We start from the raw sequence: 10,453 nt of genomic DNA on the forward strand, positions 1-10,453 counted from the left end.
AGAAACGACTCGCACTACACGCTGTGCGCGCGCTGACGACCCGCCCCGAACCTAGGGCGCGGGAGCGGGCGCGACCCGCGTCCACGGGGCCGCGGCCTCCAACTGACCCGCGAGCCGAAACAACGTCGCCTCGTCGCCGTAGCGGGCCGCGAACTGCACCCCCACCGGCAGCCCGGCCGCGGTGTGCCCCAGCGGCACCGACATCGCCGGCTGCCCGGTGACGTTGAACAAGCTCGTGAACGCCGCCATACCCCGCATCCCCCTGAGCGCGCCGGCCGGGTCGCGATTGGGGTCCAACTCGCCCAGCACCGGCGGCGCGACCGCCATCGTCGGGGTCAGTAGCACGTCGTAGCGCGCGGTCAGCCGAGTCACCGCCCGCCCGATGGCGTGCATCGTCTCGATCGCGCCGAGGTAGCGGCCCAGCGTCAGCGCGCGACCCCGGTCCACGATCATCGCGGTCGCCGCGTCCAGGTCGCCGGGGGCGAGTTCGCGCCCGAGCACGGCCAGGCGCGCGTCCACGGTGCGGGCGATCTGCGCGGCGCTGACCACGGCGATCACCTCGCCGGGGCGGGTCACCGTATCCGGCCACGCGGCCGGTTCGACGTAGTGACCCAGTTCGGCACACAGCGCGGCGGCCTCCTCCGCGGCCCGCACACACTCGGGGTCGACCACGACATCGCCGTCCACGGGGGCGGTGATCAGCCCGATCCGCAGCCGGCCGGGCTCGGTGCCCACCTCGACGGCGTACGGCCCGGCGGGTGTCGGCGCGTAATACGGATCGCCGGACTCCGGCGTGCCGGTGATGTCGAGCAGCGTCGCGCTGTCGCGCACCGTACGGGTCACCGCGTGCGCGACCGAAAGCCCCGCCCAGGACTCGCCGTGATCGGGCCCGGGCGTGACCCGCCCCCGACTGGGCTTGAGCCCGAACAACCCGCAGCACGCGGCGGGTATGCGAATCGACCCGCCGCCGTCGGTGGCGTGCGCCACCGGGACCAGTCCCGCGGCCACCGCCGCCGCGGAGCCCCCACTGGAGCCACCCGCGCTGTGGTCGATCCGCCACGGGTTGCGGGTGGGCCCGTGCAGGCCGGACTCGGTGGTCGTGCCGAACCCGAACTCCGGCGTGTTCGTCTTGCCCACGATCAACACACCGGCCGCCCGCAGACGCGTCACCAGGGTGCTGTCGCGAGCGGCCACGTGATCGGCGAACAACCGCGAGCCGTTGGTCGTCGCGAGCCCGGCGACGTCACACTCCAAATCCTTGATCAGGTACGGCACTCCGGCGAGCACGCCGGGCAGCAGCCCGGCGACCGCCGCCCGAGCGGGCTCCTCGCACGTGGCGACGACCGCCCCCAGGCCGGGACCGGCCGTCCTGATCGCGTCGAACGCGGCATCCAACACCTGATCGGCGCTCACCTCACCGGCCGCGATCAGCCCCGCGAGGCCGATCGCGTCGTAGGTTCGATACTCGTCGATCCGCACGGTGCCCTCCAGCGCTCATGAAACACGTCCGCCTCGCACCGTACGCGACACCCCGAACCCCCCGCCGAGCCCGCCACGGAAAAAGATCTTGGAGTCGAGGTGGGGAATCCACCGATTCCGTTGCCTCGACTCCAAGATCCTTGCCGTCGGTCTCCGGGCCGCCCGGCCGGGGTTCAGCCGACCGAGGAGTAGGACACCACGCCGCGGCGCAGGGCCTCCACGGCCTTGCGCGCGGTGGCGCCCACCTTGCTGTGGTCGGGCGCCGCCGCGGCGATCTGGCCCAACACGTCGACGAGTTGCTTGATCCAGCGGACGAAGTCACCGGCCGGCAGGTCCGCGTCACGCAGGACCGCGTCCAGGCTCATCCCCGAGGCCCACGAGAACGCCGTCCACGCGAAGCCCAGGTCGGGCTCGCGCAGGAAGTCGAGGCCGTGTCGGCCCTCCAACGCGTCCAGGTGACCCCACAGGCGCACCATGTCGGCCAGCGCCTCGGCGGTCGCGCCGCTGGGCACCCTGGGCGCCACCGCGTCGTCGGGCTGGCGCGACTCGTACACCAGCGCGGACGCGCACGCGGACAACTCGGCCGGGCCCAGGTCCTCCCACAGCCCCTCGCGCAGACACTCGGCCGTGAGCAGGTCCAGTTCGGCGTAGATCCGCGCGAGCCGGCGGCCGTCCTCGGTGACCGTGTCGCCCTTGAGGTAGTCCAGATCGGTGAGCATCGCGCAGACCCGGTCGAAGGTACGCGCGATGGTGTGCGTGCGGCCCTTCATCCGGCTCTCGATCTGCTGGGTGTCGCGCAGCAGCCGGTAGTAGCGCTCGGCCCAGCGCGCGTGCTCCTCGCGGTCGTCGCAGCCATGGCACGGGTGCCGCCGGATCTGCTGCCGCAGCCTGCCCAGCTCGGGGTCGTCGGCCGCGAGCGAGCGCTGCTTGCGAGCCCTGGGCAGGTCGACGTGCCCGACCTTGCTGCGCATCGAGGACGCCAGGTCGCGGCGCGCCTGCGGGTTGCGCGCGTTGAACGAACGCGGGATGCGCATGTGCTCGATCGGGGCGACCGGCACGGGAAAGTCGATCCCCGCGAGACGACGCGCCTGCCGGTCGGAGGTGAGCACGAACGGGCGCGGCCCGTCGGGGCCCTCGTCGGTGCCCGGGTCCAGCACGATGGCCAGGCCCGCGTACTTGCCGGTGGGCACCACGATGACGTCGCCGGGCTTGAGCTTCTCCAGGGACTTGGCGGCCGCGGCCCGGCGCTGCGAGACGCCCTCGCGGGCCAGTTCGGTCTCGCGGTCCTTGAGCGCGCGGCGCAACTGCCCGTACTCGGCGAAGTCGCCCAGGTGGCAGGTCATCGCCTCGTGGTAGCCCGCCAGGCCCTCCTCGTTGCGCTGCACCTGACGGGTCAGGCCGACCACCGAGCGGTCGGCCTGGAACTGCGCGAACGAGGTCTCCAGGAGCTCGCGCGAGCGGTGCCGGCCGACCTGACCGACGAGGTTGACCGCCATGTTGTACGACGGCTTGAAGGACGAGCGCAGCGGATACGTGCGGGTGCCCGCCAGGCCCGCCAGATGCGCGGCGTCGAAGCCTTGGTGCCACAGCACGACCGCGTGGCCCTCGACGTCGATGCCGCGGCGACCGGCGCGGCCGGTGAGCTGGGTGTACTCGCCGGCGGTGAGGTCGGCGTGCGTCTCGCCGTTCCACTTGACGAGCTTTTCCAACACCACCGACCGGGCCGGCATGTTGATGCCGAGCGCGAGCGTCTCGGTCGCGAAGACCGCCTTGACCAGGCCCTTGACGAACAGCTCCTCGACGACCTCCTTGAAGGTCGGCAACATGCCCGCGTGGTGGGCGGCGATGCCGCGCTGGAGGGCTTCGAGCCACTCGTAGTAGCCCAGGACGTGCCGGTCCTCCTCGGGGATCCCGGTGGTCCTGGCCTCGACGTGGGCGCGCACCGCGCCCCGCTCGTCCTCGCTGTTCAGGCGCAGGCCCGCGTGCAGGCACTGCTGTACGGCGGCCTCGCAGCCCTTGCGGCTGAAGATGAAGGTGATCGCGGGCAACAGGCCCTCGGCGTCGAGCCGGTCGATCACCTCGGCGCGGCTGGGCGTCCAGATCCGACTGCGAACGGGCCGGGTCTCCTGGCCGCGGTTGCGCCGGTAGCGGTCCTGCGGGCGGCCGGCCCGCTCGCTGTCCATACGGCCCAGCCGGACGAGTTCGGCGTTGACCTCGGTGTGGTTCTCGTCGGTGAACAGGTCGTAGGTGCGGTTGCCCGCGATCACGTGCTGCCACAGCGGGACGGGCCGGTGCTCGGAGACCACGACCGCGGTGTCGCCGCGGACGGTGCCCAGCCAGTCGCCGAACTCCTCGGCGTTGCTGACGGTCGCCGACAGCGACACGAGCGTGACCGACTCGGAGAGGTGGATGATCACCTCTTCCCACACGGCGCCGCGGAAGCGGTCGGAGAGGTAGTGCACCTCGTCCATCACCACGTAGCCCAGGCCGTTCAACGCGTTGGAGGACGCGTAGAGCATGTTGCGCAGGACCTCGGTGGTCATCACGATGATCGGCGCGTCGCTGTTGACCGAGTTGTCGCCGGTGAGCAGACCCACCTTGTCGGCCCCGTAGAGCTTTTGGAAGTCGCTGAACTTCTGGTTCGACAGCGCCTTGATGGGCGTCGTGTAGAAGCACTTGCGGCCCTGTTCGAGGGCGAGGTGGACGGCGAACTCGCCGACGACCGTCTTGCCCGAACCGGTCGGCGCGGCGACGAGCACGCCCTGACCGCTCTCCAGCGCGCGGCACGCCTCGATCTGGAAGGGGTCGAGACCGAACTCGTACTGCTCGCGGAAGGCGTGCAGGCTCGTCCGCTCGTCGGCCTGCCGGCGGCGCGAGGCCGCGTAGCGCTCGGCGGGGGACGTCTGGGTGTCGCGGTCCGTGCCGCGTGAAGGATCGAGAGGCATCTCGTTATGCAGACTACCGGGCGAGGCCATCGGCCGTGATCACCATTTTTCGACGATGCGCCGCTTCGCACTCGGCGGAGCCGCTTGGGCCTTCAAGGCGCCGCTTCGACCTCGCGCAGCCGCTTGGGCCCTCATGGGACCGCTCACGACCTTCGAGACGCCGCTCGGTTCCGGACCGGCCCCCGGGCGAAGCGCTATCCCCACACCTCGGGGACCAACACACGCACCGCCGCCGGCACGCAGTCCGCGGTGATCGGCAGCGCGCCCAGGCGCTCGCCGTCGGCCCACGCGCTGAGCCCGCGCGCGGTCAGCGACACCGTCGCGGCGCGATGCACACTGACCTTGGGGTGGCTCACGTGCCGCCCGCTGTAGACCTTCGGCAGCACCCGCAGCAGTTCCGCGCGCCCGCACTCGGCGACCACGGTGACGTCGAAGAGGCCGTCGGACAGGTCGGCGTCGGGGCACATGCGCATGCCGCCGCCGTAGGAGCGGCTGTTGCCGACCGCTATCAGGGTCGCGCCGACGTCGAACGGCTTGCCGTCGAGTTCGAGCTCGTAGGGCACCGGCGCGAGCGCGCCCAGCTCGCCCACCAGCGCGGCGTTGTAGCGGGTGCGACCGCCCGCCCAGGTCATCCGGTTGGCGCGCTCGTTGACCCGTGAGTCGAAGCCGGAGCACAAGATGGTGCCGAACCAGCGCTCGCCGACCCGGCCCAGGTCCACGTCGCGCGGGTGCAGGTCGGCCACCACGTGGGTGGCGGCCACGACGTCGCCCAACGGCAGGTCGAGCGCACGGGCGAAGTCGTTGCCGGAGCCGATCGGTATGACCCCCAGCGGTGTGCTCGTGCCCGCCACCGCCTGGAGCGCGGCGGCCACGGTGCCGTCCCCGCCGACCGCGACGACGGCGTGCACGCCCTTGCGCACCACCGCGCGCAACCTGGCGATCCCCTCCTCGGCGCCGGGGGCGGACACCTGATGTGGTGTCAGTCCCCGGGCCCGGAGCAGGTCGGCCGCGACGGACGCGGCCTTGAGCCCTCGACCGCGACCGGCGGTGGGGTTGACGAATACCGCTATCTCCCGAGACACAGTGCGGGAGGTTAGCCCACCGCCACTCAGGTGATGTCGTCCACCCGGTCGCGCGGGTCACCGGAGCGCGCGTCGGGCACCGACGTGGGCCCGTCCACGGGCGCGGTCGACGTGTCGAGCACCGAGGCTTCGTCGTCGTCGAGGTCGGCGCCGAACACTTCCGCACGCCGCTTGGCCCGCCGGCGGTCGACCAGCCACGCGACGATCAGCGCCACGAGGTACAGGATCGTGATCGGCACGGCCAGCAGCATCATCGTGATCGGGTCGGTGGTGGGGGTGGCCACCGCGCCGAAGACGAAGATGCCCATCACCACCCAGCGCCACCAGCCCGCGAGCTGGCGGGCGGTGACGACGCCGCCGAGGTTCAGCATGATCAGCACGAGCGGCAACTCGCACGCGATGCCGAAGACCACGACCATGCGGATGACGAAGTTCAGATAGTCGTCGACCTCGATCTGGCTGCTGGCGTCGCTGAGGGTGAAGTCGGTGAGCACCTCGAGCGCGTGCGGCAGGATCCAGTAGGAGAAGTACGCGCCGGCCAGGAACAGCGGGAACCCCACGCCCACGAACCCGAGCGTGTACTTCTTCTCGTTCTTGTGCAGGCCCGGGGCCAGGAACGCCCACAGCTGATACAGCCACACCGGCGCGGCCAACACGATGCCCGTGGTGAGCGAGATCTTGAGCGCCATCGAGAACGGGCTCAGCACACCCCGCTGGACCAGGACACCGTTGCCACACGACGTGGTGCCCGTGCCCTTGACGTTCTTCAGGTCACAGACGGGTTGGACCAGGAAGGCGCCGACGTCCTTGTAGTAGGCAGCCGCGATCAACGTCACGGCGATGATGGCCAGGAGCGCCTTGACGAGCCGGTTGCGCAGTTCGCGCAGGTGCTCCATCAGGGGCATGCGCCCCTCGGCGTCCTTGATCTTCTTTTGCTTCGGGCCGGACTCTCGTCCACGCCCTACCTTGTCCAGCACCTTGAGGGCCGACTCCTAGCAGGCGCGAGCGGATTTATCGACGGTTGTGGTCGGGCTCGCCGACCGGCCGTGCCTGCGTCACGTCGCCCGGAGCGGCCTGGATCGTGCGCGCGGGGGCTTCGGCGGACTGGGCGGGCTTGTCGGCGGCGGCCGGGGCCTCCCCCGAACCGTCGTCCTTCATCGCCTTGGTCTCGCTCTTGAGGATGCGCAGCGAGCGACCCAGCGCACGTGCCGTGTCGGGCAGACGCTTGGCGCCGAACAACAGCACGACGATTACCAGGATCAGGATGATCTCGGGCCAACCGAGCTTGCCAAACATAGTCAGTACCTCATTGCCGGGGCCGGGGGGATGATGGATTCGATCGTACGCCGGTGCGTGTTACACGCGTGCAACGCAATGGTGGCGAACAACTGCACCGCGCGTAACCCCCAGGGGCCGAGTGTGCAGATCAGTGGCGCTGCGTGGACGCTGTGCGAGGACCCGGCACCGGACCGGGCCGGTGGCCCGAAGCAGGCCCCGACGCGCGCTCCAGCTCGGCGGCGGCGTCGGACAACCGGGTGGAAGCGTCGGCGACGGTCGACCCGAAGTGACGTACGTCACCGAACAATCGCCACGAGAACCAGGCGATCACGCCCAGTCCGGCGAGGACGAGCACGAGGAAGACGACCACCCACAGCACCATGCCGCGACCCTAACAGCCCGTCGGACCGCGGCTCAGCGGGCAACCTGCATGGACGGGACGCCACCGTCGGTGAGCAGTTCCACGATGCGCTCGCCCGCGGGTCGGCGGACCGAATCCGCACAGGTCGGGCAACGGAACAGGTAGAAGGACTTCTTCGGACGCAGGACCAGCCGCAGCTGATCCGCCGTCAGCTCGACGCGTCCGCACACCGGGCAGCGCGCCGTGAACATCGACACCGTGGGCCCCCTCGCAAGGTCGGGAAGGTTGTCGTCGGTGGTACCTGGGCTTCGGTTGGCGGCCGGCGTCGTGGGTGGGCCTCGGTCCAGGCGAGCGGCCCACCCGCGTCGGCTAGCGGGTCTCGCTCGCGTACGCCTCGAGGGCGGCCCGCGCGGTGCGTCGTACGTCGTCCACGAGTTCCGGCGGGGAGATCACCCGGCCGTGCCCGCCCAAGCGCAGCGCGAGTCGTCGGATGCCGGCCGGGTCGGGGGTGCGCAGCGTCAGCCGCAGGCCGCCGTCGGCCAACTCCTCCAGCTTCTCGTAGTGGTAGTACTCGGTGACCCAACGCCCGCCGGGTCCCAGTTCGAGCACCACCTCGATGCCGTCGGCGACCGTGGAGGCGAACCGGTCGGCGAGGTCGAGGGGTTCGACCGCCTGCGGCTGCGAGGGCTCGTCGAGCAGGATCGCCTCGGCGACACGGTCCAGGCGAAACAGTCGGCGGCCCTCGGCCTGACGACACCACGCCACGAGGTAGGTGTGGCCGTCGACCAGGACCAGGCGGATCGGGTCGACCTCGCGGTCGGTGATCTCGTCTCGGCGCGGTACGTAGTAGCGCAGCCGCAGCCGGCGCTTCTCGCTCACCGCGCGGTCCATCGTCGCGAACGCCGACTCCTGCGAGGCGTCGTCACCCTCGAACTCGACGGTGACGCCCTCGGCCGCGCGGGCCGCCTCGCCCGCGGCGTCCTCCAGCTTGGCGGTGACCCGACCCAGCGCGACCTTGTCCCGCTCGCGCAGCCCCGACAACCCGGCGAGCGCGCGCAGCGCGACCAACAGCGCGAGCGCCTCGTGCGGCGCGAGCCGAACCGGCCGCACGGGCGCGTCGGCGTTGTCCAGGAAGACCCGACCCTCGAAGTCGACGTGCGGCTCCAGCAGATCGTCGGCCATGAAACTGGTGCCGCACATGTGCAGCGTGCCCAGGTCAGCCTCTACCTGCGCGACCGGCAGCCCGAAGGCGCGGGCCACGTCGTCCAGGTGGGTGCCGGGGCGCTCACGCAGGTAGGCCACCAGCGACAACAGTCGCCGAGTGTCGTCGATCGCGTTGCTCATCCGACCTTCACCTCGTCCGTCGCCGCGCCGGCGGCCTCGCGCAGTTGGGCGACCACGGCGTCGCGCAGGTGTCGCGGCTCCAGCACGACCACGTCGGGGCCGAACTCCGCGAGCCAGTGGTGCAGTCCGTGTCCGTGACCGATTTCGAGTTCGTCCCAGCCCTCACCGGCGGGCACCACCGCGCTCGCGCGGGCCCGCAGCGGGAAACCCGCCCCGGCGCGCACCCGGATCCGGGCGATTCCCTCGCCGCCCTCGCCGGCGAAGCGCGCGACCTGGCCGCGCACGTCGACCTTGTCGGGCACCTGCGCCCGAAATGCCTCCTTGAGCGGCTTGGGCTTGGGCTTGTCGACGATCCGGTCCAGCCGGAACACCCGCTGCTCCTGCCGGTCGCGGGCCCAGCCCACGAGGTACCAGCGGCCGCGCCAGCAGCTCATGCCCCACGGCTCGACCACGCGCACGCTCGCCTCCGCAGCACCGGAGCGGCGGTAGGCGAACTGGATCGGGCGGCGAGTGCGCAGCGCGTCGAGCAGGGGTCCGAACGCCGGTTCGCGGGCGGTCACGCGCGGCTCGACGCTGGTCAGCGGGGCGGAGTCGATCTCGACGCCGGCGGCCTTGAGCTTGTACAGGGCGCCGGTCGCCGCGCCCGCGAGCGCGGACTGCTGCCACGCGCCCGCGGCCAAGGCCAGGGCCGCGGCCTCCTCGGGGTCCAGCTCCACCGGCGGCAGCGCGTTGCGCTCGGGGCGGATGCGGTAGCCGTCGGCGGACTCGATCAGCGGATCGTTGGCGCCGGTCTCGACGATGAAGCCGAGTTCGCGTACGTCGTCCTTGTCCCGCTCGAACATGCGGTCGAAAGCCTCGTCGGACGTGCACAGTCGATACGACTCGATCGACTGCCGCAGCTCTTCCTTCGTGACGTAGCGACGGGCGGCGAGCAGGCACATGACCAGGCTCACCAACCGCTCCTGCTTAGGAATCGCCATCGAATCCCAGTCCCTCCACACGGCGCAGCCACGACCGTACCGCGTTCGGCCCAATCGGTGGTGTCGGCCGGCGATCTTCGCAGCCGTGGTCACCGCAGGCCCGCCGCACCGTTAGGCTGCCGGACCGTGATCACGTGGCGACGCGGTGAAGTGACGGCGATACGACGAGCGTGGCGCGGGGCCGTGGAGGTGACCGTGGCCGTGCCCCACCCCGAACCCGCGCGCGAATTGCGGGCCATCGCCTACCCGGCGCTCACCGGCGAACCGGTCGTGGGCGACGCGGTGCTGCTCAACACCACGGCGCAGGACATGGGCCTGGGCACGGGCGGCTACGCGCTGGTGATCGCGCTGCCGGACCGACTCCCGGCCGACCCGCCCAAAGGCCCGGGACACGTCGTCAAGGCGCGCTACACGCCGATGCAGGCCGTCGTGTTGGGCGTCGACGAACAGGACTCGCCGCACCACGACGCGCTGCGCGACGCCGACGACCTGGCCGGGCTGCCCGTGGTGGTCGCCGACCTGCACTCGGCGCTGCCCGCGATCTGCGCCGGCATCCACGCCGCCCGCCCGGGCGCACGGGTGGCGTACGTGATGACCGACGGCGGGACGCTGCCGCTGTGGTTCTCGATGACCGCGGACGTGCTGCGCGAAAGCGGCGAGCTCGTCGGATCGGTGACGGTGGGACAGGCCCTGGGTGGGGACCTGGAGGCGGTCACCCTGCACACCGGCCTGCTCGCGGCCCGACACGTGCTCGCCGCCGACGTCGTGATCGTCACCCAGGGGCCGGGCAACCTGGGCACCGGCACCCGGTGGGGCTTCTCCGGCGTCGCGGCCGGCGAGGCGATCAACGCGATCGCCGCGCTGGGCGGGCGCCCGATCGCGTCCCTGCGGATCTCCGACGCCGACGGCCGCGAGCGACACCGGGGCGTGTCCCACCACAGCCTGACCGCGTACGCACGCGTCGCGCTCGCCGCCGCGGAGGTG

10 protein-coding genes are annotated in these 10,453 nt (G+C 71.6%); 1 reads left to right on the top strand and 9 read right to left on the bottom strand.

All coding sequences use genetic code 11. The features are described from left to right. Positions 1-51: 51 nt before the first annotated feature. The 9 genes from GT354_RS29900 to GT354_RS29940 all read right to left on the bottom strand — a co-directional run bounded on the left by GT354_RS29900 (position 52) and on the right by GT354_RS29940 (position 9,469). Entirely contained in the window at positions 52-1,479 is a 1,428-nt protein-coding gene (locus GT354_RS29900; RefSeq protein WP_161359497.1) for an amidase, read from the bottom strand. A 173-nt stretch (positions 1,480-1,652) separates the two neighbouring features. Beyond that, entirely contained in the window at positions 1,653-4,424 is a 2,772-nt protein-coding gene (locus GT354_RS29905; protein WP_161359498.1) for a DEAD/DEAH box helicase, read from the bottom strand. A 194-nt stretch (positions 4,425-4,618) separates the two neighbouring features. Next, complete coding sequence (locus GT354_RS29910; RefSeq protein WP_161359499.1) at positions 4,619-5,506, bottom strand: diacylglycerol kinase; 888 nt, start codon at positions 5,504-5,506, stop codon at positions 4,619-4,621. A 26-nt stretch (positions 5,507-5,532) separates the two neighbouring features. After that, positions 5,533-6,483: a twin-arginine translocase subunit TatC gene (tatC, locus tag GT354_RS29915; RefSeq protein ID WP_346012235.1), complete on the bottom strand. Its 951-nt coding sequence runs from the start codon at positions 6,481-6,483 to the stop codon at positions 5,533-5,535. 34 nt (positions 6,484-6,517) lie between these two features. Continuing rightward, entirely contained in the window at positions 6,518-6,802 is a 285-nt protein-coding gene (gene tatA / locus GT354_RS29920) for a Sec-independent protein translocase subunit TatA (protein ID WP_161359500.1), read from the bottom strand. Positions 6,803-6,932: 130 nt separating this feature from the next. Continuing rightward, entirely contained in the window at positions 6,933-7,166 is a 234-nt protein-coding gene (locus GT354_RS29925; protein ID WP_161359501.1) for a hypothetical protein, read from the bottom strand. 32 nt (positions 7,167-7,198) lie between these two features. Further along, complete coding sequence (locus GT354_RS29930; protein ID WP_161359506.1) at positions 7,199-7,396, bottom strand: hypothetical protein; 198 nt, start codon at positions 7,394-7,396, stop codon at positions 7,199-7,201. Between the two features lie 118 nt (positions 7,397-7,514). After that, positions 7,515-8,489 (bottom strand): WYL domain-containing protein, encoded by a 975-nt coding sequence (locus GT354_RS29935; protein ID WP_161359502.1) that lies wholly within the window; start codon positions 8,487-8,489, stop codon positions 7,515-7,517. Continuing rightward, complete coding sequence (locus tag GT354_RS29940) at positions 8,486-9,469, bottom strand: WYL domain-containing protein (protein WP_161359503.1); 984 nt, start codon at positions 9,467-9,469, stop codon at positions 8,486-8,488. The genes GT354_RS29935 and GT354_RS29940 overlap by 4 nt, the downstream gene beginning before the upstream one ends. A gap of 195 nt (positions 9,470-9,664) precedes the next feature. Here GT354_RS29940 and GT354_RS29945 point away from each other — a divergent pair. Beyond that, positions 9,665-10,453, top strand: a 789-nt coding sequence (locus tag GT354_RS29945; RefSeq protein WP_346012236.1) for a DUF3866 family protein, incomplete at its 3' end; no start/stop codon positions are given.

Source organism: Streptomyces sp. SID3343 (genome assembly GCF_009865215.1).
Lineage (GTDB): Bacteria > Actinomycetota > Actinomycetes > Streptomycetales > Streptomycetaceae > Embleya.

Excerpts from the sequence above, each read along its gene's own strand:
- GT354_RS29905 (WP_161359498.1), bottom strand. The coding sequence starts at position 4,424 with ATGCCTCTCGATCCTTCACGCGGCACGGACCGCGACACCCAGACGTCC.
- tatA (WP_161359500.1), bottom strand. The coding sequence starts at position 6,802 with ATGTTTGGCAAGCTCGGTTGGCCCGAGATCATCCTGATCCTGGTAATC.
- GT354_RS29925 (WP_161359501.1), bottom strand. The coding sequence starts at position 7,166 with ATGGTGCTGTGGGTGGTCGTCTTCCTCGTGCTCGTCCTCGCCGGACTG.
- GT354_RS29930 (WP_161359506.1), bottom strand. The coding sequence starts at position 7,396 with ATGTTCACGGCGCGCTGCCCGGTGTGCGGACGCGTCGAGCTGACGGCG.
- GT354_RS29935 (WP_161359502.1), bottom strand. The coding sequence starts at position 8,489 with ATGAGCAACGCGATCGACGACACTCGGCGACTGTTGTCGCTGGTGGCC.
- GT354_RS29940 (WP_161359503.1), bottom strand. The coding sequence starts at position 9,469 with ATGGCGATTCCTAAGCAGGAGCGGTTGGTGAGCCTGGTCATGTGCCTG.